Origin of the sequence: Sphingobacterium pedocola, assembly GCF_015209965.1 — a bacterium.
GTDB classification, from domain to species: Bacteria; Bacteroidota; Bacteroidia; order Sphingobacteriales; family Sphingobacteriaceae; genus Sphingobacterium; species Sphingobacterium pedocola.
Genome location: NZ_MU158689.1, coordinates 1381051 through 1406957 on the forward strand (window position 1 = coordinate 1381051; position 25907 = coordinate 1406957).

Consider the following 25907-nt stretch of genomic DNA (forward strand, 5'->3'; position numbering starts at 1 on the left):
AAAAATAAATGGTGAAAAATCCATCTCTAAAGTTCATCTATTTGTAATATCTAGAAACCATATGCATTTCACCAATACGGAACTTGATGATCGTGCTATATGGGCGTCTTGGTTTCAGATAGAGGAAGCCGCAGATACCGTGTTTGTTGTACCTTCTGATGACCCAATTTTAGATTTCACCAATAAAATAGAAAAGCTGTCTCCCCAAAAAAGGCCTCTACCACCAGACAGTAAAGTCGTGTACACAAATAATCAAACTATAGAACTGTCTAAATTTAAGGTAATAATTGGTTAACAGTAATCAAACCAGAATAGTACTTGTTCCGGGCCAAGAACTATTCTAGTTCTATTTAATTTTAACAAAATCTACCCCAACTCTTGATGGATGACCAAATGCATGGTTAGCAATCCGTTGAGCATAGTCAGTTCTCAATGTTGAAACATACTCTAAAACATATCTATTTAAGTTATGATCATATTGTTCCTTCTTTAGTTTATTAGTAATATCCCATATCACTATTTTTTTATCTATAATTTTATTGTTTTCTACATTATAAACTTTTGGTTTAATATACAAAGGCCTATGTAAGATATCGCTAATTTTACTTAAATTTAATTTATATAGATCGATAATTCTATTTAATTCAATAATATCTCTTTTCAATTTTGATATATCATCTTCAGAATTAGAAAGTGATCCTTGTTTTATGCTTTTCAAGTTTGGGTTAGTAATATTTCCCCAATAAACTGCTTTTCCGTTATCTAAAAAGCTTAAAAAAGCTGTATCTCCTAATTTCAAAGCTGTTTCTATATCAGTAAATTCTGTTCCTTTAACAAAATAGTAATTATGATCAATATCATTTGGGTACAAACAATCACACAAAGCCGTAATACACAAATGATAGTTTCCATTCAAATCTTTAAATACATCGCCAAAGTTTAAGTTAGGAATATCGTCAGGATGCAAACTCTTAACTTTAACTGAATTATAAAAAACGTTAAGATTAAATAATGCTTCGTGAGTAGGCTCTTTTTGTACTAACTCTTTGGTCTTAAAGTCTAAAAAATCACTTTTTAGAAGCTCCAATTTAGCAGTACGAAGTTTTAAAGTTGCTTGTTCTAATAATAGCTTTTTTATAATTGTACCAAACGCTTTATCATTACCTAAATGATTTCTAAACTGAAATAATGCTTCGGTAGATGATTTTAGAATAGAATTATCAATAAAACTTTCATTCTCGTTAAAAACAGATTGCATTTCTAGTCCTAACAACTGAAAAAAACTTCCTTCATTTGTGATGACGATATCAGATATCCTTTTCACTAATTTTCCATAATCCGCATCATCTGTAAAATCTTTTTTTAAGGTTAATACAAAGGTATTATTAATCATAAACGAATTCTCGCCTGTGTTTAAAACTTCGTATTTAGCAAATTGGTTATCAGTAATAAAAAACCTATCTATTTCTAATGAGATATAAATTAAACGCACTAAATATAATAACGATTTGTCTTTAGTTTCTACAATCGGAAACGTTTCGCCATTAATGTAATTTTCCTCTGCAAATTTTAAAATTTCTTTTTCATCTTTATTAATTACATTTTTCAAATCTTGCAATTCAAGATTCGAATAAGTATCTTGTATAGATTCAAATTGCTCTCTAGATAGGCCTGAAAAGTACGTATCCAGAAACATAGGTACTTCATCAAAATTTCGCGAATTTGAGTATACACAACAAAAATTAATATTAGGTGAACTAACCGCCTTATGTAAAAGATTTAATGAATACTCTAGCCCCGATACACCATCTAATTCCCAATCTAATAAAATTAAATCTTTACCTTTAAATAGATATTCAATAGTTTTTGGCTCATCAATATTGGACTTTACAAATCTATGTACAGTCAAGTTTTTTCCGTGATTTTTAAAAGTATTGTATAAATCTTTAGAAAGTTTCTCTTCGGCAAAAGCATTCAAATCTGTTGTTTCAGAATAGAAATCTTTTGCTTTCTCATCAATAAAAACAGCGTTATTAATTGATTTATCTAAAATTTGAAATGCTTTTTGGCTATACATCCCCTATATTGATTTGGTTAATAATGAAGCAAGCTCCACCTAAATAATTGTATTTTTTTTCGTTGGTAGCATAAATATCTAAACCAGCTTCATTCAAGCTTTGCTTCGATAAATAGAGTCCTATTCCTCTCCCGTTGGGCCGTTGTGAATAAAATAATTCAAAGATCTTATCTAGTCGATAATCTGGTATTTTTTCACCAGAGTTAGCTATTATAATTTCTTTTGTTTCGCCAAGATAATCAAGCTTGATTATTCGCTGCTCGCTGTTCCGCATCCAGTATATAGCGTTATTAATAACATTTATAAACACAGTATGAATAACAGGCTCCTTAATGATGATTATGTGTTTTTTAAAGGATTCTGTAACATCAAAGGTTATATTATATTCTGAAATTAAATTTTCAAAAAACTTCAACAAATAGTGATAAATCGCATTACCTTCGACCTCTTTATTTAATGCACCTGAAATTCTATACAATGGAGATAATAACGCATACTTATCTTCTAATTGTTTAAAGTTCTTCTCAAGGAAACCAAACTCTTTAATTGACGAAATGTCATTATAATCAGAAAGTGTTTTAAGCTGATTATTTATCTTGGCATATAATTGATTAAACTCATGGTCTATAATCTCCACTGCGATTCCCAGTTGGGCAGTATCCCTGGTTTGCTCCCACTGGTACTTCATTTGATCATATTGAGCTTTATAAGCTCCTTGGACTTGTTCCTCATTAATATCAAAGGATAAACGATTGATATGTTCCACTAAAGGGAATAATGTTGCCTGAGCCTGCGCCAACAACGAAGAATACAAATTTTCAACTTCTAAAGAAAAAAATAAGACCTGATCTTTTACAAGTATTTCGTTAATTACACCTTCTTTATTTTCAGATAAAGCGTTAGTTAGACGTCGAGAACGTTCTATATATTCTTTAATCAATTCATCAACTTTATTTTCTAAAGCAACTCGATTTGTCGTAAGTTCCTTCTCTAGAGATGAAATATAAGAATTATACCTTTTCGTAAAATCAATTTTAAGGTCTCTTATTTCTAATTTATCTTGAGCCTTTCTATTAACTGATTCTCTTTTGGGTTTTACTAAATTTATATAATTATTTAGACGATCTTCAAATTTATAAAGTCTTTCTTTCTGAGTTTCCGTCGGTTTATACCGTTTCGGCACTTTGGGAATTAAATTTTTAAGATCAATATCCAACTTCTGAAGCTCATCTAAAATTTGCTCTACCTCAGAATATGTAACGCCAATACTCGCCAGCTTATCCTCTAATTCGCTCAACAAACGTTCATATCTAGCCTGATGTTCTTCTAACTTTTTAGGATACTCGTTCAAAGATTTAGTAAATGCTATTTTTTCGGCTTTATCCCTCGCTTTATCAGCTTTTAGAGCTTTATGTTCATCGTTTAATTCTTTCTTTTTATCTAAAAATAAAGATTGCTTTGCTTCAGTCGCGAAATAATCTTGGGCTAATGTTATAAAAAAATTGATAGCATCACTAGTAAATGCGCGATACTGGGCATTATTGATCAATCCTTCTCGGCTAGATTTATCTTTAAGATTTGGATTCCGGTCTCTTGTTACATCCAGATACCCATACATCCGCCTATAGGAAAAATAAAATGTCCCGGCCCTCTTAGACCTTCTCTGTTCAAAGCCTAGAAAATCTGCATTTTCCCGTCCATAAGGTAAAACTCTAAAGTCATCTCTGAAAATATAAAGTCCACCATACTCAGCAACCTTGCTCTTCAATGCTACGAATTGATTTTCTGTAAGTGCTGAAGATTTCTCTTCGCCTTGAGAATATCCTAATTCTATGGGAATTTTGCCGTAAAAGCTTCTTCTATCCTTTTTTCTAGGGTTAGTGTATGAATAATCGACGACTTTGTCATACATTCTTACACTTCCTTGAAAAGTACCGTTTCCGTCGAACTCGCCTTTTATGTAAACGTCTGCCAAATCGAAATCCGACTTAGTAAAGAAATTTCCCCTAGAGTTTAAAAGATCAAAAGATTCTTGCTCAGCGTTAATTAAAAAGGTGCTATTAATATGGAAATCGACCCCTTTAAAAGGATTTACAAAACCAGTTAAACTTGAAATAACAAATTTTCGGTCTTCCAATCCATCACCATCTCTTTCAGATAAATCAATGATTTGATCAATAGGATTAAAAGCCAAAAAAACAGTACCTGTATTGTACTTTGATTTTTCAAACCATTTGACAGCAAAATCTAATATAGGTTCCTCGATAAGGGTTTTAGTAGTTTCATTAATTATCTGATCAAGTAATTCTTTTTGATTATTCTCCCATACTGCTTGTCCATCTAGATTAAATTCTTTGTCGAAATTCTTCAAAAACTCTTCCTTTAAGGCTTTAAAGACACGAGGAAGTTCTTCTAGATCATCCATTGGTCGAGTGGGAATAATCACATCGTCTAAAAATAGATTATAGTTCTCTAACAAACGCCAATCAAAGTAAACAGCTTGCAATGGATACCCAATTTTCTTTGTAAGCATTAACATGGGATTACCGACAAAAGCAATTGATAATCGACCTATGCCCTTTTCTCCTGCCTTAACACGAGGTCTCTTCCATAGTGTTTCTTCCGATTCGATTTCTAATTCTGCTCTAGATTTAGAATCAGTCCCCAAAACCAACCACTTATCTAAAATATCTGAACTGGACATTCCTTTCCCATCATCTGAAATGAGAAAATAATCATTCTCTAATCCCTGATATCCTTTTTTAAATAATTCAGCATTTAGGTTGTCGGCATAAGCATCATAGCCATTTTTCCATAGCTCTGTAATGGCGGTAGGTAGATCCGCAATCTGTCCCTTACCCAATAAATCTACGGCTCTAGCCTTTGTTCTGAACTGCATTATGGTTATTAATAATTGATTCTCCGACAGCCTTAGCATAAATTGGCGGTACAGCATTACCTATCATTCGCGCTGTATTTGCAATACTATTTGTTTTAAAGATATAGTCTTTTGGGAAAGATTGTAAAACAGCTCCCTCCCTTAAGGATATAGCACGATCTTCTTCTGGATGGACAAATCGTCCATTAGAAATGCTAAAGAATTTTGTAGTGATAGTTGGTGCAGGCCTATCCCACCACATACGACCATAAATATCCTTGAAGCCGTCCACTTTACCATAATGACAAGGAACTGCTAATTTTCTATCAAAGACATAAGACATGCGAGTTCCACCGTTTTTAGGTGTGACGGCCAATCGTTCTAAATTTAATGGTTTCAGTCCTGCAACTGAATGCATAAATTCTGTATTATCTCGATGTCCATGTTTTACTTTCGGAAAACCGTTAGACTCACCTAATACGTGACCAACCGTAACTTTCTCTCCAAGCCTTTTTTTCGGAGACAATTCCACTGCAGTTATTCTATTCGCAATTAAAGTAAATCTTTTACGATGCTGTGGAACTCCATAATTACTGACCTCGTGAATTTGAGCATGGACAGTATAATTATGTTTCTGAAGCCATACAATAAACTCATCTAAACCGCTTTCTGCTTTTCTACGAAGAACTCCAGGAACATTCTCCACTACAACGTAGCCAGGATTGAAGTATTCTACAAAACGACGAAACTCTTTCAGTAAATCTTTAGATTCCGATGATTTCTTTTTATCCGTAGGAATAATACTCCAAAATTGGCAAGGGCTACAACCAATCAATAATAAATTATCATCATTACGCTTTAATTTTAGCTTCCTCTCAAGGTCAGCTTCCTTCAAATTGAAAACATCAGCATGTATAAATCTTGAACCTTCTATATTAGCTTCATAGGTCTCTTTGCATGTGATATCAAAATCTACTCCTCCGATGACCTCTATGCCTGCCTGTTGCATACCACAACTCATCCCTCCTCCTGAACAGAAAAAATCTACTGCTTTTATTTGTCTTTTGTTATCAGCCATTTACTAAAAAATATAATAACTTCCAAAAAATATTTTACACTCTGCTAATATCCGGATTTTTTATTTATAAACAAAAACCAATTTAAACACAGATTAAACAACTTTATTATTATCTTTTTAAAGTTCACAATTACAAAAACTAACCGAATATTGAATATGTGACAAACTAGTTCGATATTGAGAAAATGAAATAAGAAGCTTAATTGTTAATCCTATTGATAATTTTCTACCCTTACATCGGGAGACGTCCAAATTCTTTTGAGAGGTTTGTTTATACATCGTAAAAACTATATATTTAAAATGTTTAAATTAAATAATCCAATATAAACATACCGCGATAATTATGGAGAAAAACTGCACTTGGCACTTTAAACCAGAAGGCGGTGGCGAAATTGGTCCAAACGACCCTTTGCACATCACTTTTAAAGGTAATCCCTATTATTCTATAGTACGAGAAGCAATCCAAAATTCTTTGGATGCAATCAATGATACTACAAAACCTGTAGAAGTAGCCTTTAAGTATTTCGATTTGGATAGACAAGAATATCCTGCATTCTTTCAAATAGAAGAAAACATCACGCAATGCCTAGAGTATTACAATGAAAATACCGATGCTAGTCGGCTGTTCAGCGAAATGTTGAAATATCTGAACGGTACAGAAGAAGGGAAAAAAAAATTAAAAATACCCTGCTTAAAAATTTCAGACGCCAACACAAAAGGAATGCATTTTGATGAAGGAACAACATCGCCGTTCTATGCTTTTCTCAGAGCATCTGGTGTAAGTGCCAAAAACCTAGGCGCAGGTGGTTCATTCGGATTCGGCAAAGGCGCATATTTTGCTCTATCTCCAATAAAAACGCTAATTGTCTCCTCAAAAGACATATATGGAAATGTCTATTTCGAGGGTGCCACTCGATTGACAACACATAAAGATAGGAATAGAGATAAAAAGTCTGCTTTCGGATTTTATGACAACAACGAAGGAAATCCTATTACAGAAGAAAATAATATCCCTGAAATCTTTAGAAGAAGCGAATCGGGCACAGATGTAAATATAATTGGGTTATGGGATGAGCCATACCGTAAAAAGTTAATGATAAAATCAGTTTTAAACAACTTTTGGCTCACCATTTTTGATAAAAAACTAACTGTTCAGATTGACGATGTGTTAATAAATAAAGATAATATTGAAACAATAATTGATGAATATTTTGAGGGGCAGGCAGAAAGTGGCACTCCTTCAGAGATCGAGTCATGGAATCCTAAATCTTATCTGAAAGCGGTAAAATATACTGGCACTAATGATCAATTTCGAGTATTCGAACAAAACTTAGCAACTGTCGGTACAGTAAAACTGTACATATATTTAGAGAAAGGGCTTCCGAATAGAACTGCTTACTTCCGTTCCCCTAGAATGGTGGTCTTCAAAAGAACTAACAGAAAGGTTAATGGTTATTCTGCTGTTTTCATCTGTGATAATGAAAAAGGTAACGAAATGCTCCGTCTCATGGAAAACCCAGCACACAATGAATGGAATGTGGACAACTACCCAAAAAATGAGGGGCAAATTGATACGGAGGCTCGTAAAGGGCTTAATGAAATCGGGAATTTCATTAATACAACTCTTGAAGCTTTATCCAAGACAAAGACAGGCCAAAAAATAACATTTATAGGCCTAGAAGAATACCTATCTATACCAGAGGATTTACTTGAAAAAGACGAAGAATATGATTTTGAGGGCATGAACAGCAACAATGTTTCGGGTCAATCAAGCAGTGAGCAGACGGAAGAGGAGACTGGCTCAATCACAAGTACTAAAGATAGTCCTGTAACCATAAACCCTACTTTAAAAGCACAACAGTCAGAAGTAAAAGATGAAACAGACATTGAGACTATGGAAGATGGAGAAGAAGCAACCTCTATAGGTGGGGAAAATGACAAAAGTGGTGGAGACGCACCTTCATACGTGCCTGGAAACATAAAAAGTACTAGTAGCAAGACGGATGATTCACCTATTACGAATAAGATCATCGCAAAAGTAAATTTTAAAGTTGCTGCCCAAAAAGAAAATGGATATATATACCATTATTTGATTATAAATTCCATTAATGAAATTGAAAATGCAGAATTGGAATTGCTCGTTGGTGCCGACAACGATAGGGATGGTGGAATTGAAATAACAGAGACTAATAAGGGAATAATTTCAAAAAACACGATTAAAGATATAAGACTAGAAAGAGGCGTAACAAAAATAAGAATACGCTTTGAAGACAACGTTAAGCATTCAGTAAAACTTAAAGCGTATGAAATTCAATGATGTTACCTTCCCTCATCCCGTATTAGGAATCGCAGATGCGATCGGTGGAATTACTGGTTTTTTAAATAACCCTCAAATAACCGTCTCAGACGATAGGTATAAGATTGTTATTGAATGCAGTTTAACAAATAATGACCTAATTAAATTACTCCAAGAAGGTAAAGCAGAATTTTTATGTGAAGCAACCTGTTCAAATACAGTTTACAGAGAAAACACCCTAAGTGACAATGCAAGGATAGAATTTGAAATTCCTAAAAAACAGGTCAAAGGAAAAGTAGAATTTATATGCTTATTGGTTGCACAACAAAGTTTGCCCAATTATTCAAATGCAGATGCACACCGCGATTACAGCGGTTTTACATTTGATTTGGACAAAGGGGATATCTTAGCTTTTTTTGGAGAATTTACTTTTGATGCAGATATCAAATATGAAAAACTGAAAGCTGTTTCATCTTTTATGGAAGTAGTAGAGAGGGAGGATATAGAATACACTAATATTGATTTGAAAAAGTCCAAAATTGAAGTACAACTACCGACAAATGAATACAATATATATAGGAGTGACGTCATTGCCCAAGAGATAAAGTTTGCCTCAATATTCCATTCATCACTTGTATTGAACGCATTGCTGACGGCACTCTATAATTTTGAAGAGCACGAAGACTATCTCTGGGCGAAAGCTCTAAAATACCGACTGGCCAATGAAGATCAATTCCAAAACCTAAACATTAAAGAAAAAGAAAATATTCCCGAAATAGCACAACGTTTATTAGGAAATCCTTTCGGACGTCTATTAAGTGGATTAAATGTTATTGTAGAATCAACAGAAAGTGAGGAATAAACATGCCAAAGCAACTTATATTCAAAGACAAATACGTCAAAAAATTAAAGGATGAACTGAATGTAGATTTCTATAAAGGCAATGAGTTCATATATGACAAGAAACAAATCTTAATGTTGCCAAACATAAACCATAAAGAAGGCTTATCAGAAAGATTGGATGCAAGCGATGATTGTAAATCCGCGATACAAATCTACGAGGCATTTAAAGAACTTGAGCCAATCCAGGCATCCGATGAACGGTTGTGGACATATCTCTCCCATGTTGATTTGTATCCTTATATGATTAAACGGTGGAATGATGTACAAAAAGGTACAGCTAAGGATAACCAGAAATTTATCTTAGATCACTGGTTTTTAAGTTCCTCTGCACAAAGCAGTTTAATGCGACACGCTATAGCAGGGCTGTGGTGGTCAGTTTATTTGTCCATCGACTACTCACGGAAAGAGAACAAATATGATCTGACTAAAATTTTATTCCGTCAATTAGATTTCCCAACAAGGACATTAGGAGTTTACAAGCTTGGTCGCCATAAAGAAGCTGTCATCGGTATTTTGGAGTTTATTGAAGATAATGAGGGTTTATTTAAAACAAAATTTGAACACAAAACTCGCTTTGTCACCAAACATCTAAACGTGATTGGTGGTGTAAAACCTATTTCATACTATGATCGTTCTTTCTTCAAGTCGGAGCTTCAAAAGGTATCGGATAGAATTTCTATGATTTAATGAACTGTATTAATTTTAACCGTATATTCAGGACAACTTAGATATACGAGATCGCTGAAGTATCTTTTTCAAACATAAACATCTAATAAGATGCACGCTTTTAATGTTCATTTATCTAAAAAACTGATAAGCGTTTAATTGCCATGCAGCTTGCTCATTCAGTTTATAAGATTGCAGGTGAGAAAACGGTTGTGTTAAGATTTTAACCATTTGAATGCATAGCAAAATCGAATTACGTTCTGCTTTACTTCTATAACTAGAAGCAAATATCTAAATTAGCGCTATGCAACGCTATGAAGAAGACGAGGATAAGATAAAGGTTCCGCGGTTTGAAGAATCAGCTGGCTTCTACACTAGTAAGCAGCGGAGCTATATGATGTCGCGTATTAAGGGCAAAAATTCGAAGCCGGAACTTATATTGCGCAAGACGCTTTGGGCTAAGAACATCCGCTTCCGCCTGCACGATAAGTCTCTTCCCGGTCGGCCTGACATTGTGATCAAAAAATACAGATTGGCGATCTTCGTGGATGGTGAATTTTGGCATGGCTTCGACTGGAAGAAAAACCGCGAGCGGATTAAATCCAACCGCCTATTCTGGATACCGAAGATCGAGCGTAACATGCAAAAGGATGAACGCACGAACCGTGCCCTCCGCGATATGGGCTATACGGTATTCCGCTTTTGGTCGCAGGATGTACTAAAGAGCTTACCTAAGGTGCTTAACCAAATTGAACTGTTCTTGGAAACGAGGAAGCTGTGGAGGTAGCTATTATGCTTCGAAAAGAAAAGTAAATTCCTAATTACCCCTTAAATACTTTCATGCGATGCCATTCCAGATTTTCTGCCGATGGGTGGTATTGGATATTGGAAGGCAAAAGAATTTTGTTACCTGCTAACTGGCTTAGATTATATGGGTGGTCTACTTTTTCACGTATATGCGTCGAAACCATTATCCTGTAATCCTGATCTACAGAGACTAGTCCCCGATCAAATGCGCGGTGTAGATTAGGACAAAGCGCTAAGCCGTTGGTTACCTTATCATCATGTGTTACAGCGAAAGGAACGATATGACATGCATCTATAAAATTGTGATTGTAGGTAGAACGCAGCTGCATTCCGGTCATGGCACAGGTATCTTGGTAAAGTTGAGGGATGTAGCGCTTAAATAAATTGGAACGCACAAAGATATCTTCCTCGGTATGGATTTCGATCCGCTTGTATTTAGTTTCAGGATCATTCAATACCAACGCCTGAATGTCATGATAGAAACCATCACCCAATTGCTTATGCTCATAATAGCTATTTGCCCGGTCTGAAAAATACTGCATCAACAAACTGCTACGTACTTCTTGCCTATTTTCCTCAGATTGCAGTAACAGATAAAGATCTCCTGATAAAGCACCAAATTCTACTACCTGTGATAAAACACTTACACTCTTAATGGGCGCCTGCACGGGAACCCCAGTATAGGTGTGCAATACCCAAAACGAATGCCCTTGGACTTTATCATTCTGCAGGTGGTAGAATGGCTGTGTAAAATCAGACTGATGAGCCGTCGTAACCAATAAGCGCCAGTTTTCCTGAAAGATACCAACCAGATCGGCATTGACCTGAAAATGGTTCTCCTGATCAAGTCCTTTTTCGATTAACTCGACAAGGGTTAAAAGCAATATAGGCTTGTGCGGTGCTAAGCCATACTTAGTACCACCTCGTTTAAGTTTGAAAAATGCCTGAAGGTAGGTCTGAAGTTGATTCATATGCGACATAAAGATAAGAAATCAATAAGACTTTTTCTATCTTAGCTGTACATGTTCCGTAGAGGCACTTTATTATATAGAAATTTGATTGATGTGTTCCACCATACAATGCTATCACGAGTTGTAGGCTCTTTGTTGATCATAATTAATTCTATATTAATGTCTGAAACGGTGTACACATTATACTTGTATAATTTCTGTGATAGCTGCTACTGGTACGAAATGGAGTTCAATGGTGTACTCTATTTTCGTTTGTTTATTTTTTTAGTTGGTATATTACTAGGGCTGGCTCTCTTAACGCTAAGGACCAGAAGATGGCTGCTGATCCTTTTAATTGATATACTGATTGTGTACATCGGAATGCAAATAAAGTTTTTGTTCAATTTCTAATTAGGATGTTAACGCAGAGAAGTGGATTGATTGAAACTGATGGTTCGAATCAGGAGATGGTTGTGAAAAAAGTATTGATCAATCAGCAAGTGGATGAAAGTGATTTTGAAGAAAAGCTTACTTTAGAAGTGTATTATAACGCTGGTACTATAATGATCTATGGGAAATAATTATCCCTTGGTAACGATAGCGTCAAACAATGGTGTTGTATAGTTATATTAATCCTAAGATCAGAAAAGCATGCAAAAATTAGCTTACAAATTGGGAGTCTGGTTAGTTATTATCAGTTTTCTGATTAGTGTTCTTGGAAAAAGAGATAAAACCGTATTTTGGTATGACCGTAGGGAATGAATTATGGAAGAACTTTTTAGACACGAGATGCCCGAATGGGACCGGAGCAGATTTCTCACAGAAGACAATGATGGGGAAGAGTGGAAACTGCTACCTCAACTAGAGGCCGCAGAAAAGCTATATGAGCAATGCCGTGAAATATTCAGATTGTGCCGTTTAATGGGAGTGCAAATGACGGGACTATGGGGAGAGGCACACCGCGACCTGATCATGGAGAGCATCTGCATCGTAGGCCCTAAGATTATAAGTGCAGAGACCACTGGCCTCTATGTCACCTGTATGGAAAACGCGGCAGTTATAAGGTACAATATGGGACAATTGCGGAATATGCTGATCACCATGGACATGCTGGACACCAAAGCAAAATACTATAGTCCTCATATCTTGGAGGAGATCGAAACGTTCAAGCGGTTATTCAAAGTATGGATCTCCTTTTTCAAAAAGGATGATTGGGAGGATGAATGGGGGCTGTTTTGATCTGCCAACGCTCCGAAACGATGAAACTTCCACTAAAATAGGTGTTCCCGGATTTCGAGATCAACCTCTACCCTTTCGAATGCACGTGGCTGAATGGCACGTTGACCCTGACAGAACATACGCAAGCCCTATGGGTAGATAATAGTGAGCTATTGAATTACGACTGGGCAGCTGCTGGTCTGCCGCTCGTCAAGGAACTGGTGTAGCAATAGGATGTTAAGTTTTTGTTAATTCCACCAGGTGCTGTAATATTCGGCCATATCATGCCGTTTACATAGTATTCATAATTTAGGTTAATAATTGGTTAGTTAGAAACTCCTGAAGCTCCCCGCTTCAGGAGTTTTATGTTTTACTTGCGGTATTGTACTGTCCTATTTTAATCTAACAACCCCTCCCGTAGCGGGTAATTGGATAATTTGGAATTGTAGCATTTTATTTTATCTTTGATAGTGAAATATTTACGTATCTTTCTAAGAAAAATACTGTAGCGCAAAACTATCCTAGTAAAGATATATCGCGCGAATAGAGTAAGCTACCTTGATCGTAAATAAAGGAATATTTTGTACTACTTAGATTACGATGATCATGAAAAAAGCAGCGATTTCTCTGAGCGTAACTGTTCTTATACTAAGTTCTTGGGTAGAAAAATACACGTCGACAGATTATTTACGACGTGTTTTAGGTGAACTTGAGAATATAGAGTCAGCAACTTTCTGGACTGAATCCCAATCTTGGAATCCAGGAGATACCAGCGCAACTCATGTAATTAATCAGTACGTTGAATCCTACAGAAATTCGCTAGATACCACATTAGGTGCGAGTTGGGCAACTTTTGACACAGATCAAAAGGCACATTTAGAATTCGCATACGATGGTAAAATGCGGGCTTTAAGATATGACGATGAAAAAGAAATGGTAATAGACAGTTTCAACGTTAGAAAATTACCATTTCGACCGGTGGCAACGCCGTTTTATAATTATACGGAAAACATAGTTCGATATATTTTAGAAAACAAGGACAGTACTTCTGTGGAGCTAAAGGATGTGGGAGATGACATTTACCTGAAACTTAGCATTTATGAGGATAGACAAGTTGAATTCTTTGGAAAAGCTCGTTATATTCCAAGAAACCCATTGACGTTCGACCCTACTTCCATATATGAGTTATGGATAAATAAGGAAACAAACTTGCCATATAAGGTTAGAAGAGAGATGGAGCATAATATATCTGTTATTTCAGTTTCTGATTTTGAGTTCAACAAACTACGTATTGAAAATTTTACTGCTTCGGACTATTTTCCTAAAGACTATCAAATAAGGCAATATGGAGAGAAAGGAAGAGAGAGGCTTCCTAATAAGATGGTGAACACAAAAGCCCCCGATTGGATTTTACAAACTGCCAATAATAGAGACTTTTCATTATCAGACGTAAGAAGCAAAGTGATATTGCTACAATTTACGAGTGTTAGTTGTGGACCATGTAACGCTTCCATTCCATTTTTGAAACAATTAGCTACTGAATACAATAAGGCCGATTTTGATTTGGTAGCAATAGAATGTACAAGTAAGAATAGTGATGTTTTAAAAAAATACATGAGTCGTAATAGATTTGACTATAAATTCTTACTTGCTAGCAGAGAGGTGTTAAATAAGTATTCGATTTCATTATATCCAATGTTTTTTATACTTGACGAAGATAGAATTATTAGAAAAGTGATATACGGTTATGGCCATGAAACCGACAGCGAAGTAAGAACGTTAATCAACAGCCTAATTTAAAACCTCAGCCGCCATATTTGACAAACCGACATTGGCTGTGGTTTATCTATTTGTCAAGGCCATATTTCTGTCCATATTCTTTTACCGTCATCAAGAAATGGGGATTTATTTTGCTGTTAAAGAAGCCCTTCATATCCCGTTTAGCTTTGTCAAACTGCTTAGTTTCTCCATACACTATTAGCTTTCCCAGAGATGCCACCATCGTATCTTCTTTATCTAACTGTTGAAGCATTTTTTCAGTGTTATTAATCCGATTAAAATATGGCAAGATGAATTCTGTCAAGTTTTCCCTCATTTCGGCAATTAGTTGTTGCTCATTGGTTCCATCCTTAATGTCATACCAAGTGTCGTCTTGATTTCGAAGCTTTCCAATTCTTTTTCTAATTAGGCACTCCGGTTCAGTCGGATAGTCTGGAAGTCCTTTGCCGCTGTAATCATATAATGCAAGCCAATACTCAGGGACAAAAATTCCGGTGTTTATAGTAAAATTTATATTGTCTTTATTTCCAAACGCACTTTTCTGTACATTAATGATTTGACCGACACTGTCGAGTTTTAAGTAAAAATTATTCGCCCTTTTCTTAAAGCCTAATGGTTTTAATATTTCTTGAAATCCTTCCTTAATTATTTTATCAAATTTTATTTCTGATACTGTCTTCATTTGGTTCTACAGCTTGTCGTTTTAAAATCATAGCTAACGGTTTCGCGCTTTATATTTGGGCGGGAAATTACTGTCAACTACCTTCCTGTCGAAATAATAAGCGCCAGTTTTCCTGAAAGATACCAACCAAATCGCCATTGACCTGAAAATGGTTGTCCTGATCAAATCCTTTTTCGATCAACTCGACAAGGGTCAAAAGCAATATAGGCTTGTGCGGTGCTAAGCCATACTTAGTACCGCCTCGTTTAAGTTTGAAAAATGCCTGAAGGTAGGTCTGAAGTTGATTCATATGCGACATAAAGATAAGAAATCAATAAGACTTTTTCTATCTTTAACCCAACATAATACGCGGTACCTGTATACAATAACTATAATCTGTTAAGCTTTTGTTAATTCCGCCAGGTGGTGTAATATTCTGCCAGATGCTGCCGTTTATATAGTATTCATAATTTAGGTTAATAATTGGTTAGGTTAGAAACTCCTGAAGCTCCCCGCTTCAGGAGTTTTTATATAATTGTGCGTAGAAGTTCTACGCTACTCACCATATACATTAATATCGCCGAATACAGCATGTACCCTACTCGCCCGGACCATGTCGATACGGATGTATCGCGCTGTGTGTACAAATGGTAACATGTACATTTGCTCTCCTTCAACCGTGCGGTTGAATTCCACTTTAAAGATCTGATTGGGATTCGTGTTAGATCCAAAATAGCGGTATGTTTCTGAAAATGTTCGACCATCTACGCTCAGCGAGATATTGTTGTCCCAGGACGAGTAATCTGAATCACCTTGCTTTCGACTCAATGTAATTGCCGTTACCCGACGTGTGCGTTGCAAATCTATAATGACGTAGTGCGGATACCTGTGTTCTGGTGTCGAAACTTTCGAACGCCAATAGGTTGCCGGGTTATTGTCTAATAGATTTGCGGCCGGAGCGTGTTCGTTTGCTGAAATTTCCTCCGACGAAGCCGTAATGTTCCATCCTTCGTTAACAAGCCTTTTGTAGCCAGCGAGCGGTCTAACCGAAAAATTTTTCTGTGCTGTGATGAACTCCCCGTCAAACAATAGGCTAACCTCAAAGACGTAAACTTTGTCTAGATCCAGGTTTTTGACGGTCACTTCTTTCACCAACTGATTGGCCTTGAGCTCCAACCTTTCGCCTTCAAAAGCTAGCACAATCGTCGCCGGAATATGTTCCGGATTGTTCCAATGGACACGTACCCCTCCATCTCCGCCAAGAATGCGTACACTGTTTAGTATATCTTCCAATTCCTGCACGGGATCTGTTAGCGAAATTTTTCTACTTTTCACGGTAAGTTCTCTTCCTCGTTGCTCCGAGCCGGAATTGCGCGTCTGCAGATGGAATTTGTATACCTCGTCATTTTGCAGGTCGAAGGCAACAGCCGTATAGTGTTCATTAGCCTGTTGACTATGGACTACTTTACGACCGGCTTCCTCATACCAGATTTCAACTTGATCGTACGTATGACCTGGTGGGTTCTCCCAGGTTAAAAGCACCCCTGTCTGTGTCGAAATCGCGGCGAGTTTCTCTAGTCCGCTTGCTGCCTCCTCAACGTTGTCGGCCGTTTTATCTTCCTTGCAGGAGATCGAGCCGACGCAGAACAGGATAAAGAAAATCAGTTTTATATAGTTACGTTTCATGATCAATCAAGTTTTATAAATTGCACCTTCATACTTTTCACATCCAATATTATGGTATACATCCCAGCTTCATCGGCATTAACACGCCACTTCCAGTCTTGGAGTACACTGGCGAGCACGTCGTTGTCCTGTGCAATGGATGCATTCGGGCGCCAGGGACGTAGCTGTAACGTTGCTGTTGAAAAATTTGGCTCGGTCGAGAATTTGACTTCCCCTGCTGCAAGACTTGTCGTTAATGTGCACACATTCGGTTTGTACATATCCCAGTTCATTAATGGCGGTGTATTCCAACCCGTGGGCGTTGCAGATCCGCCGAAATAAACCCGTAAATACGGAATTTCGGTAATATATATTTTGAGGTTAATTCGATCCAGAAGAATCGCGTAATTTCCCTGCTTTGTAATCTTAAATCCTTCGTCGTCATCCGCTGCAGATTCCGATACCTTTAGACCGTCTTCGCCATCTTTAACAAAAGCCGGAAACGACTGATCCATTACTTTTGCTATCTTAAAGCTCCCTGGGTGCAGTAAGCCTCTCCATGTATAGATCTCACCCTGTATAGCCTCCTGCATATCGATCATATTGGTATTCCCCGCCCCCATAGCCGACCCGTATAAAAAAAGTGGCTTTGAATCGAGTTGAAACGGTGTCAGATTTACATCTAACGTCGAGTACAGCGGTTTGATAAATTTCGCATCCGACTGTACCTGTGCGATAACGCGGACACTGATCCGTACATCATCTCCTCCCACTTTGTACCAAAAATTGCGAATTAAATGATTTAGTTCATCATGCGTGTACGATTTAAAAAATACACCTTCGGGCATTTCTTCTAATGGAATGGAGGTCGTGAAGTTATTTTCAGTCACGTCCATTTTAAACAGATACCGCACCGGGTAATGTGATTCTATCTCCCTCAGTGGCTCCCAAGTAACCAATAAGGCTTGTTCGCGCCGTTTGATAGGTTCGAGGCTAATTTTTGTTGAAGATACTTCCAGACGGATTGCGTCATCTTCTCGATAAGCTGCTATTAAATCTTCTAGTTGGGGCATAACCGGTTCGCTTTCCTTACACGAAAAGAACAGCAACACGCCTAACATATATACTAATTTTTTCATTACTAAATTACTTAACATTATAATTCTAATTGGACATACACCGGCAAATGATCCGAAGCTATGTTTCCGGTCTTAAAATCATCGTCTATAATTTTAAACGCCTGTACATCGATTGTTTTCGAGACCAATACATGGTCAATGCGGCCCGTAGGTTCCTTACTCAGGTCATAGCCATAAGATGTACCCTCGGGACCCTGTGCCGCCGTTTTGCTGATCACCTTCGCATCCCACAATAAATTGGACTGGAGCAACGCAGCGATAGGTTCACTATTGGGCAGCGCATTTAAATCGCCCGTCATCACCACCGGCAAATTTCCAGCAATAAGCTTTATCTGTGCTATGATCAGTTTGGACGATTCGAGCTTTGCCACAGCCCCCTGATGGTCGTAATGGGCGTTGAACACGAAAAATAATGTACCTGTTGCTTTGTCTTTAAATTTTACCCAGGTGCAAATTCGTCTGATATTGGCATCCCAACCATACGAAGGCACGTCTGGGGTTTGCGAAAGCCAAAACGTTCCACTGCTTTCCACCGTGTATTTTTCCTGCTTGTAAAGAATGGCACATGTTTCGCCCTGCGTGGTACCATTGTCCCGACCAACCCCGACGTAAGCATACGAACTATGCGCGGTAATATCGTTAATTTGCGCCAGCACCCCTTCCTGCGTGCCTAAGATATCGAAATCGTGGTCTTGGATGATCTTTTTAACCCATTGCTTCCGGTTATCCCACGATAAAATGCCTTGATCGTTGGCGGTTATCAGGCGTAGGTTATACGATCCGGCGACAAGTGATAATTTATCCGTTTTTCCAGCTCCCGGACCGGTCAAATCATCTTCAAAGTCACGGGTCAATCCTTCTTTTCCTGTACATCCCAGTGCAAGGCATGCCAAGAAACAAAATGTTATTATATTCTTAATGTATATCATCTTTACCAATATTTATTTTGTACGAGATTAATGTTGTTATCCATATAGTTTTGATAAATCGGCCATAAGTAGTTTCGTTTTGAAAAAGCTCTAGTCATGTATGGTGTACGCTGATAGAAACTGTTTGTACTGGATGCGCGGTTCATACCGTATATTGGCGTTTTGAAAATGTCTTCCGCAATTTTCCACCTGCGGATGTCATTATAGCGTACATCGCCTTCGATGGCAAATTCTACGCGCTTTTCTTTACGGATTATCTCTCGCATCGTTTCCCTATCCGTCTGTACGCTAATCTGATCCACGCCTGGACCATAGGTTGGAATACCCGCTCGTTCACGGATCAGATTTACATACCTTAAGATATCCGGATGCCCGGGATTGGATTCATTCAATGCCTCTGCATAATTGAGGTAAAACTCTCCTAACCGTAATAAGATAGCCGGCTGGTAAGGCACGCTGTTATTGCGCGGGTCCGCTTCTGGATTCACGCCTTTTCGGGTAAGGTACCCACTCTGTGGCGAATCGTGTGTCGGGCCACCGTCTAATCCGCCGCTTTTGAATTGCGTTTTCCGGGCTGCCCTAGGTATCCATTGGTTATCGTGCCACAAGGTTACATAAAATCGAGGTTCCCTATTCACGTACATGTTGTAGGTGCCCGCATCAGACACCAAGCCGTCTGTGCGTGTACTTCCACCTAGGTTGTACTTCGTATTGGGATAAATGGTGGCCTCTGTACTGAATCCGGTCTCGGTATAGCCCGAAGATGGATTGATCATCGGCTCGCCGTTGGCCTGATAACCGGTGATCGGTGATAGTCCATTTTTCATAAAAAAAGCGTCTACCAGATTCTGTGTAGAACCGTAGTACCCTGATCCGCCGACAAATCCTCGTGGATTTCCAATCGAATTGTACCAATTTCTGTTGCTGCCCGAGCGGCCAAAAACAATCTCCTTATTAACGTTGCCGGCCTTTAAAAACAGATTTTGAAATGATAAAAAGGGATCTATTCTTCCGTTAGGAAAGGTTTCCGTATACAAGCTGTAGTGTCCCTCTTCGGCTAAATCCAAAAAATCTCGGGTAGCACTCGTCGCATTGTTCCATTTCGTCTCATCATACACCTGAGGGAATAATACGGTTCCATCGGGATTTTTAACATCGGCGTAATCTTCGTTGCCATTGTATAGCGGACTGGCAGCATAGAGTAGCAGACGTGCGCGCAACGCCATACAGATTCCTTTATTAGGTCGACCAAACATCTGATCTGCATTGGGATATACGGCCGGAAAAAATTCAGCTAACGCCCTATACTCGTTGTCCAACCAGCTTACAATATTGTCGACCGGTGTACGTGGTATCATTAATGCTTCGGGGGCAGCGTCCACATCGGCTAGCGAAGTTATCAGCGGAAATGCACCGTATATTTCGAACATTTTATGGTAGTAAAAGGCCACAAGAAAACGTGCTTCCATTTTCATTTGCTGTACCATGGCCGCCGTCTGTCCCTGATTTTCGATCGGTTTGGCCAGTTCCATAAACAAGTACGCTGAACGCACATCTTTGTAAGCATTTGCCCAAATATCTATCGGTGGTCTCAAGGTCGGATTTACACCACCTTGTATGTTTGCGACAATCCATTCCCAATATTCGTTGAATTGCCCCATGGCAATTGCAATCTGCGCATCATCAGACATAAAAGTACATCCCCATTGTCGGGTGTAGTCCATCAAGGGATCCGGAACTTTATTGTATATGCCTGCCAGCCACTCTTCCGTACGTTGCCGATCGTCGAATACCATCTCTAAGGTCAGTGCATCATCGGGCATCTTATCGAGAAACTTCGAACAAGATACCAACGCGAGAAGCGACGCTGCCATTATTATATATATTATTATTTTCATGGTTTACTATTATTAAAACGTTATTTCGATACCACCAGAAACAATGCGTTGCAGCGGATACTTTAATCCATTCTGTGAGCCAATTTCCGGATCCCACATCTTGAAATGCGAGAAGGTTAAGAGGTTACTCCCGCGTACGAACACCCGTGCATTTTTCATCAGGATTCGTTCCTGTGTGCGCTTGCTTAGCGTATAGCCAATCTCCATATTCTTCAGACGCAGGTACGACGCATTGACTAGCCACCAACTCGAATAAAGCATGTTATTTGCGCTTTCGATATTGGAGAGTCTAGGCCAGATGACATTGCTGGACGGGTTTTCGGGTGTCCAACGATCGTCCACATTAGCGTAAATATTACCCGTTCCGCCACCACCGCTACCCGGAACCAATGTGGGACCTTGCATCATGTTGGTGAAATCAGTTGCACCTTGGAACAATAAGCCTACATCCACATTTTTGTACCGTGTATTGAGTCCGAAACCAAAGATCACCTGCGGTACATGCGGTTTTCCGATTGGTGCGATATCGTAGCTGTCTACCACACCGTCTCCATTCACATCTTGGTAGCGTACATCTCCCGCCCGGATGGGTCCAAACATTGGTGTTGCCAGACGATCGCGTAATATTCCTTTGGACTCATCTTCAAAATCTGCATACGAATACAAGCCTGTCGCTATTAAGCCAAAGTGCTGATGGATAGGCTGCCCTGTGCGTGCCCGTGTCGAATTCTTTAAATTTTCGGGTTCGTCAAATTCGGTAACTATATTGCGTGCGTAGGTAAAATTACCGCGCGCTGCAATAAACAAATCTTCAGAAAAGCGATGGTTTACGAGCATCTCTACTTCCATCCCGCGATTGGTCACGCGGCCAAAATTTGCCCATGGCGCCTTGTTGAACCCTGCGGTCTCTGGAATGGTTTTTCGTTGCATAAAGATGTCCCTCCGGTTTTCCTTAAAAAAATCTGCCTGAATATGGATCGCGTTGTTCCATAGCCCCAGCTCCATACCTAGATTCATCTTTTCTGCGGTTTCCCAAGTTAGGTCGTTAACGCCAAAGTCGCCCTCTCGCCAACTGGTACCGAAGTTAAAATTATGGGTATAGCCAAACCCGTAACCGCCCGCAGGATCAATTGTTGCTAAATAAGCAAACCGTCGGATGTCACTCGCATCTCTCCTCGTCAGTTGATCGTTTCCGACCAGCCCCCAGGATCCCCTGATTTTTAGCTTGGAGATGGTTTCGCGGATGCCGTCAAAAAATGGTTCGTTCGAAGGCATCCAACCTATAGCCACGGAGGGAAAGAAACCAAACTGGTATCCCTTCTGAAAATTTTCAGAACCGTTATAGCCGAAGTTAAATTCGGCAAAATAGCGATCTGCGAAGCTATAAGCCGACCGTGCGGCGACACCCGTATTTCGATACGGCAGTGCACCGATCGAATTTGGAGATTTTTGATCGACATAATCACGCAGATTAAAAAGAAATAAACCATCCAGATGGTGTACGCTGTTGAAAGTCTTGTTATAATTTAAACGGCTTTCGAGATAAATGGTTCGGTTTCCACTGGATTCGCGCGAATAATTCAAAAACTCTTGTCCCTGATCCACTAGCGAAGTGACGAGTTCGCCTTCGGCATTCCGGCTGTTCGCAAAAAAGGTTCGTGGCGTTTTTGTCCGGTTTTGTGCATGGGTATTGAAGGAATCAAAGGAAGCCAGCACGCTCCCTTTTAAACCATCCAGTACGGGTACAAGCAGTCCAAAATCCTGAATCACGTTCAGCGATGTTTCGAGGTTACTATCGAATTGACGTTGAAAACCAGTTTGCGTCGCATTGGCCCACGGATTGTGACGAGCGGCTACTTTGGGAATCTCTCCATTCGAATACACGATTGGATGGTAATTGGGCGGCGTATCCATTGCCCTATTCAGAATAGTGCTAATACCAATTCCGGGCGCCTGTCGTTCCGTAATAAAACCGCCGATTCCTACGGCAATAGTTGTCGATTTGGTAAGGTTTAGATCTACATTACTTCGCAGATTATATTTCTGAAGGCTTAATCTGGAATCGTAGTTTTGGTTTTTATCTGTTACAATCATACCATCTTCGTCGAAATATGCAGCAACCAGACTATATTTTAACCGTTCTGTTCCACCGTTCACATCCAGACTTATTCGACCGTTAGACGAGAAAGGTGTGGTCACGGCTTCGATCCAGTTTACGTTAGGGTATAAATCCGGGTCGTAGCCGATCCGTGTACGCTCAATCGCTTCGGTGGTGTACAGGGGGCCCATACCGGATAGTTCATTCGCGATGTTTACGGTTTCCATATACTTTGTCGCATCCACAAATTGCGGGAGCTGTGTCGGCGTTGAAAGCCCATAGTCTGCCTTTACCGTAAGACGAGGTTGCCCCTGTTTTCCGCGTTTGGTCTGGATTAAAATAACCCCGTTGCCACCTCTTACACCATATACGGCTGTGGCCGTCGCATCCTTTAAGATAGAAAAGGATTCGATTTCCTCTGGTGAGATGTTGTTTAAGCTTCGTTCCACGCCATCCACGAGCACCAACGGTGTTGCGTTGGCGCCAAAGGTATTGATACCCCGTATCCAAAAATCCGAATTATCGTAACCAGGCTCTCCACTGCGCTGTACAGCGATAACACCGGAGACCTGTCCAGCCAAACTGTTGGAAATCGAACGCGTTTGATTGGACTGCAATACCTGGGGATCAATTGTAGAGATCGCCCCGATCACACTTGCTCGTCGCTGGGTTCCATATCCCACGACAACCACTTCATCAATCTGATCCTGCTGTTCAGGCAACACCACATCTAGGTTAGTCCTCTTACCTACCGGTAACTCTATGGTCTGATAGCCCACCAAGCTGATAACTAATACATCATTTTCATGGGCATCGATAATAAAGTTACCGTTATCGTCCGAAACGGTTGACATCGTCGCTCCTTTTACAACAATATTCACGCCCATCATCCGCTGTCCTTGCTGATCGATAATGGTTCCGACGATCTTCTTTTGCTGGGTTTGTTGCGTCGTATTCTTCGCGATTACAATACTTCCCCCTTTTTCCGATGCCTTAAAACCCATATCGCGGAGCAACGCTGTTAAGGGGGCATTGTCGTACTGTTTCTTTACATAGACATCGGAAAGAATGTCCGGATTGTAAGCAAATTTGTATGCCGAAGTTTGCTCCATGCGTTTGATAATAGTCGCTAAGGATTCGGTGTTGCTGTTTACATGAACCCGTAGTTGGCTCACGTCTTGCCCTCGGGCTTGTGGCGTGCCACAAAAACTCATAAAGGCACAACATGCTAGTGCAGTTGCAATTACTTTTAGTCTCATTTAGATGTTTAGATTACTATTTTGATCTGATAATTATTCGATCGCCTTCAATAGTATAAGAATACCCATACAACTCACACAACACGTCGACAATGTCTGTGACCGATAGATCTTTTTCGAAGGTGGCTTTACATTTTAGGTTTTTATCTACGCTTGTCCCGAGTTGGATTTGGGCATCGTAGGCTCGGTTTACGGCTGTAATTACGTCACCAAGGTTCGTATTATCAAAGACAAGTGGATTCTCTTTATGGGAGAAAAGCTCGATTTGGTCATCAATCTTAATGGCATCTCCTTTCATCAGGACAGCAATGGTTTCTTCTCCTTTCCCGACAGATACCTTACCTCGTTCCACCTGTACGGCAAATTGGCCGACGGCCTCTGCTACTTTGAACTTTGTACCTAGCACCCGGGTAAAATAACCATTTTCAGTATGTACCGTAAAGGGAGCAGTACCCGGTTTAACTACAAATGTCGCTGTACCCTTTAGCCTTACCGTACGGGATATTTCATTAAACTCCTCGATTTCTATTTGGCTATTGGCATCGAGCTCCACATGCGTACCGTCGGGAAGCTCGTAATTTTTTGCAGTACCATTTGTATAATACGCATGATCGTCTGGCTTTTGTTTACCTGTGTTGTTAAAGGTGGCGTACAGACCAAGACAAAGTACAACAGCCGCCGCTGCCGCAAATTTCCACAATTGATGCAACTTCAGCGCATCTCGCGTAGGCTGATCTTCATTTTTCAGTAAGGTTTGGAACTGGTTCAGCTCCGATTCGGAAAGCGCATCGATCTGCGCGAATATAGTGCTGTGTATAGCCGAAAGCTTATCTATATCCTTTAATTCCTTGACCAGCGTCAAGAATTTTCTTCGATGTTTAGCCGATAATCTGCCGTGCAAGAAATCGGCAACGATATGTTCTATGTGTTGGTTTTTCTCCATTCTACACCTCTAAACGAAACAGAAGAATAAACCCCTCAACATATTTTAAAATTTTAATAAAAATGCCAATAAAGACATGTGCGGATAGTGCTTTTTCAAGAATTCTTTCACCGATTTAGACATCTCAGTCATGTACCGCTCGAGCGTTTTAATATTGACTTCAAACTTCTCACAGACCTCCTTATACGAAGCTCCGTTTACCTTTATTTCGCGATACATCTCCTTTTTTACCGAGTCGTACTTCCACAGGGCTTTATTGGTCGCTTCCAGTAAATCCTTGTAAAACACATCGTGTTCAAACAAGTCGATATCACGCGACGCGGCCGTAACAAACTCCTCTTCCTTTTTTAGCTTACGGTATTTATCAATCCAGAGGTTTTTAGATACGACGCGCGCAAATTTTTTTCGGGCCATGTCGTTCTCTATGGTATCCCAGTTTACCCACAGCCTTGCAAAAGACTCTTGTGCTAAATCCTTTGCCGATTCCTCGTCTACGCCTAGAAATAACAGTGACAATTTAATTTTTAAAAAATTTGCACTGTAAAATTTTTCAAATGAAGTTGTCTTACATTGTTCAAGAACTGTATCTATATCATTCATCGTTAAGGATTGTATTCATAGTTGCCTAAGGTTTCAACATTCTCATGCAAAGTACCTCTGGTT

General features: G+C 39.1%; 21 protein-coding genes. 8 read left to right on the top strand and 13 right to left on the bottom strand.

The window, feature by feature from the left end; all coding sequences use genetic code 11:
• The first annotated feature begins 61 nt into the window (after positions 1-61).
• Positions 62-295: a hypothetical protein gene (locus tag C4F40_RS05815; protein WP_196938409.1), complete on the top strand. Its 234-nt coding sequence runs from the start codon at positions 62-64 to the stop codon at positions 293-295.
• A gap of 51 nt (positions 296-346) precedes the next feature.
• On the opposite strand, the gene C4F40_RS05820 is transcribed toward C4F40_RS05815, so the two are convergent.
• From C4F40_RS05820 to C4F40_RS05830, 3 genes are read right to left on the bottom strand one after another with little or no spacing between them, the layout of a single operon-like run.
• A complete protein-coding gene (locus C4F40_RS05820) occupies positions 347-2077 on the bottom strand; it encodes a response regulator receiver domain (protein ID WP_196938410.1) in 1731 nt (576 codons plus the stop codon).
• Complete coding sequence (locus C4F40_RS05825) at positions 2070-4976, bottom strand: ATP-binding protein (RefSeq protein WP_196938411.1); 2907 nt, start codon at positions 4974-4976, stop codon at positions 2070-2072. The genes C4F40_RS05820 and C4F40_RS05825 overlap by 8 nt, the downstream gene beginning before the upstream one ends.
• Positions 4954-6033 (bottom strand): DNA cytosine methyltransferase, encoded by a 1080-nt coding sequence (locus C4F40_RS05830; protein ID WP_196938412.1) that lies wholly within the window; start codon positions 6031-6033, stop codon positions 4954-4956. The genes C4F40_RS05825 and C4F40_RS05830 overlap by 23 nt, the downstream gene beginning before the upstream one ends.
• A 343-nt stretch (positions 6034-6376) precedes the next feature.
• Between C4F40_RS05830 and C4F40_RS05835 the strand changes: the two genes are divergently transcribed.
• From C4F40_RS05835 to C4F40_RS05850, 4 genes are all read left to right on the top strand, one after another.
• A complete protein-coding gene (locus C4F40_RS05835; RefSeq protein ID WP_196938413.1) occupies positions 6377-8350 on the top strand; it encodes a hypothetical protein in 1974 nt (657 codons plus the stop codon).
• Positions 8337-9191, top strand: a complete 855-nt coding sequence (locus C4F40_RS05840; RefSeq protein ID WP_196938414.1) for a hypothetical protein — start codon at positions 8337-8339, stop codon at positions 9189-9191. Before C4F40_RS05835 ends, C4F40_RS05840 begins: the two co-directional genes overlap by 14 nt.
• A gap of 2 nt (positions 9192-9193) precedes the next feature.
• Positions 9194-9919, top strand: coding sequence for a DUF6339 family protein (locus C4F40_RS05845; protein WP_196938415.1), 726 nt, complete (start codon positions 9194-9196; stop codon positions 9917-9919).
• A gap of 283 nt (positions 9920-10202) precedes the next feature.
• A complete protein-coding gene (locus tag C4F40_RS05850; protein ID WP_196938416.1) occupies positions 10203-10685 on the top strand; it encodes a very short patch repair endonuclease in 483 nt (160 codons plus the stop codon).
• Between the two features lie 34 nt (positions 10686-10719).
• Here the strand turns inward: C4F40_RS05850 and C4F40_RS05855 are convergent, their stop codons facing one another.
• Entirely contained in the window at positions 10720-11676 is a 957-nt protein-coding gene (locus C4F40_RS05855) for an HNH endonuclease (RefSeq protein WP_196938417.1), read from the bottom strand.
• A gap of 395 nt (positions 11677-12071) precedes the next feature.
• On the opposite strand from C4F40_RS05855, the gene C4F40_RS05860 reads away from it, so the two are divergent.
• The 3 genes from C4F40_RS05860 to C4F40_RS05870 all read left to right on the top strand — a co-directional run bounded on the left by C4F40_RS05860 (position 12072) and on the right by C4F40_RS05870 (position 14673).
• Complete coding sequence (locus C4F40_RS05860) at positions 12072-12236, top strand: hypothetical protein (RefSeq protein ID WP_196938418.1); 165 nt, start codon at positions 12072-12074, stop codon at positions 12234-12236.
• 184 nt (positions 12237-12420) lie between these two features.
• Positions 12421-12894 carry a hypothetical protein gene (locus C4F40_RS05865; protein WP_196938419.1) on the top strand — a complete coding sequence of 158 codons (474 nt, stop codon included), beginning with the start codon at positions 12421-12423 and terminating at the stop codon, positions 12892-12894.
• 585 nt (positions 12895-13479) lie between these two features.
• Complete coding sequence (locus tag C4F40_RS05870) at positions 13480-14673, top strand: peroxiredoxin family protein (protein ID WP_196938420.1); 1194 nt, start codon at positions 13480-13482, stop codon at positions 14671-14673.
• 46 nt (positions 14674-14719) lie between these two features.
• Here the strand turns inward: C4F40_RS05870 and C4F40_RS05875 are convergent, their stop codons facing one another.
• From C4F40_RS05875 to C4F40_RS05915, 9 genes are all read right to left on the bottom strand, one after another.
• Entirely contained in the window at positions 14720-15334 is a 615-nt protein-coding gene (locus tag C4F40_RS05875; RefSeq protein WP_196938421.1) for a DUF4304 domain-containing protein, read from the bottom strand.
• Between the two features lie 73 nt (positions 15335-15407).
• Entirely contained in the window at positions 15408-15623 is a 216-nt protein-coding gene (locus tag C4F40_RS05880; RefSeq protein WP_196938422.1) for a hypothetical protein, read from the bottom strand.
• A gap of 245 nt (positions 15624-15868) precedes the next feature.
• Complete coding sequence (locus C4F40_RS05885; RefSeq protein WP_196938423.1) at positions 15869-16999, bottom strand: discoidin domain-containing protein; 1131 nt, start codon at positions 16997-16999, stop codon at positions 15869-15871.
• Positions 17000-17001: 2 nt separating this feature from the next.
• Positions 17002-18117 carry a SusE domain-containing protein gene (locus C4F40_RS05890; protein WP_196938424.1) on the bottom strand — a complete coding sequence of 372 codons (1116 nt, stop codon included), beginning with the start codon at positions 18115-18117 and terminating at the stop codon, positions 17002-17004.
• A 17-nt stretch (positions 18118-18134) separates the two neighbouring features.
• Positions 18135-19046, bottom strand: a complete 912-nt coding sequence (locus tag C4F40_RS05895) for an endonuclease/exonuclease/phosphatase family protein (protein ID WP_196938425.1) — start codon at positions 19044-19046, stop codon at positions 18135-18137.
• A gap of 2 nt (positions 19047-19048) precedes the next feature.
• Complete coding sequence (locus tag C4F40_RS05900) at positions 19049-20944, bottom strand: RagB/SusD family nutrient uptake outer membrane protein (RefSeq protein ID WP_196938426.1); 1896 nt, start codon at positions 20942-20944, stop codon at positions 19049-19051.
• 12 nt (positions 20945-20956) lie between these two features.
• The gene (locus tag C4F40_RS05905) at positions 20957-24301 is read right to left on the bottom strand and encodes a SusC/RagA family TonB-linked outer membrane protein (RefSeq protein WP_196938427.1); all 3345 of its coding nucleotides are present in this window, start codon (positions 24299-24301) and stop codon (positions 20957-20959) included.
• A gap of 16 nt (positions 24302-24317) precedes the next feature.
• Positions 24318-25244, bottom strand: a complete 927-nt coding sequence (locus tag C4F40_RS05910; protein ID WP_196938428.1) for a FecR family protein — start codon at positions 25242-25244, stop codon at positions 24318-24320.
• 45 nt (positions 25245-25289) lie between these two features.
• Positions 25290-25844, bottom strand: a complete 555-nt coding sequence (locus tag C4F40_RS05915) for an RNA polymerase sigma factor (protein WP_196938429.1) — start codon at positions 25842-25844, stop codon at positions 25290-25292.
• Between the last annotated feature and the right edge of the window lie 63 nt (positions 25845-25907).

Bases quoted from the DNA above. Each gene is read 5' to 3' on its own strand.
- C4F40_RS05815 (WP_196938409.1), top strand. From the start codon at position 62: ATGCATTTCACCAATACGGAACTTGATGATCGTGCTATATGGGCGTCT.
- C4F40_RS05820 (WP_196938410.1), bottom strand. From the start codon at position 2,077: ATGTATAGCCAAAAAGCATTTCAAATTTTAGATAAATCAATTAATAAC.
- C4F40_RS05825 (WP_196938411.1), bottom strand. From the start codon at position 4,976: ATGCAGTTCAGAACAAAGGCTAGAGCCGTAGATTTATTGGGTAAGGGA.
- C4F40_RS05830 (WP_196938412.1), bottom strand. From the start codon at position 6,033: ATGGCTGATAACAAAAGACAAATAAAAGCAGTAGATTTTTTCTGTTCA.
- C4F40_RS05835 (WP_196938413.1), top strand. From the start codon at position 6,377: ATGGAGAAAAACTGCACTTGGCACTTTAAACCAGAAGGCGGTGGCGAA.
- C4F40_RS05840 (WP_196938414.1), top strand. From the start codon at position 8,337: ATGAAATTCAATGATGTTACCTTCCCTCATCCCGTATTAGGAATCGCA.
- C4F40_RS05845 (WP_196938415.1), top strand. From the start codon at position 9,194: ATGCCAAAGCAACTTATATTCAAAGACAAATACGTCAAAAAATTAAAG.
- C4F40_RS05850 (WP_196938416.1), top strand. From the start codon at position 10,203: ATGCAACGCTATGAAGAAGACGAGGATAAGATAAAGGTTCCGCGGTTT.
- C4F40_RS05855 (WP_196938417.1), bottom strand. From the start codon at position 11,676: ATGAATCAACTTCAGACCTACCTTCAGGCATTTTTCAAACTTAAACGA.
- C4F40_RS05860 (WP_196938418.1), top strand. From the start codon at position 12,072: ATGTTAACGCAGAGAAGTGGATTGATTGAAACTGATGGTTCGAATCAG.
- C4F40_RS05865 (WP_196938419.1), top strand. From the start codon at position 12,421: ATGGAAGAACTTTTTAGACACGAGATGCCCGAATGGGACCGGAGCAGA.
- C4F40_RS05870 (WP_196938420.1), top strand. From the start codon at position 13,480: ATGAAAAAAGCAGCGATTTCTCTGAGCGTAACTGTTCTTATACTAAGT.
- C4F40_RS05875 (WP_196938421.1), bottom strand. From the start codon at position 15,334: ATGAAGACAGTATCAGAAATAAAATTTGATAAAATAATTAAGGAAGGA.
- C4F40_RS05880 (WP_196938422.1), bottom strand. From the start codon at position 15,623: ATGAATCAACTTCAGACCTACCTTCAGGCATTTTTCAAACTTAAACGA.
- C4F40_RS05885 (WP_196938423.1), bottom strand. From the start codon at position 16,999: ATGAAACGTAACTATATAAAACTGATTTTCTTTATCCTGTTCTGCGTC.
- C4F40_RS05890 (WP_196938424.1), bottom strand. From the start codon at position 18,117: ATGAAAAAATTAGTATATATGTTAGGCGTGTTGCTGTTCTTTTCGTGT.
- C4F40_RS05895 (WP_196938425.1), bottom strand. From the start codon at position 19,046: ATGATATACATTAAGAATATAATAACATTTTGTTTCTTGGCATGCCTT.
- C4F40_RS05900 (WP_196938426.1), bottom strand. From the start codon at position 20,944: ATGAAAATAATAATATATATAATAATGGCAGCGTCGCTTCTCGCGTTG.
- C4F40_RS05905 (WP_196938427.1), bottom strand. From the start codon at position 24,301: ATGAGACTAAAAGTAATTGCAACTGCACTAGCATGTTGTGCCTTTATG.
- C4F40_RS05910 (WP_196938428.1), bottom strand. From the start codon at position 25,244: ATGGAGAAAAACCAACACATAGAACATATCGTTGCCGATTTCTTGCAC.
- C4F40_RS05915 (WP_196938429.1), bottom strand. From the start codon at position 25,844: ATGAATGATATAGATACAGTTCTTGAACAATGTAAGACAACTTCATTT.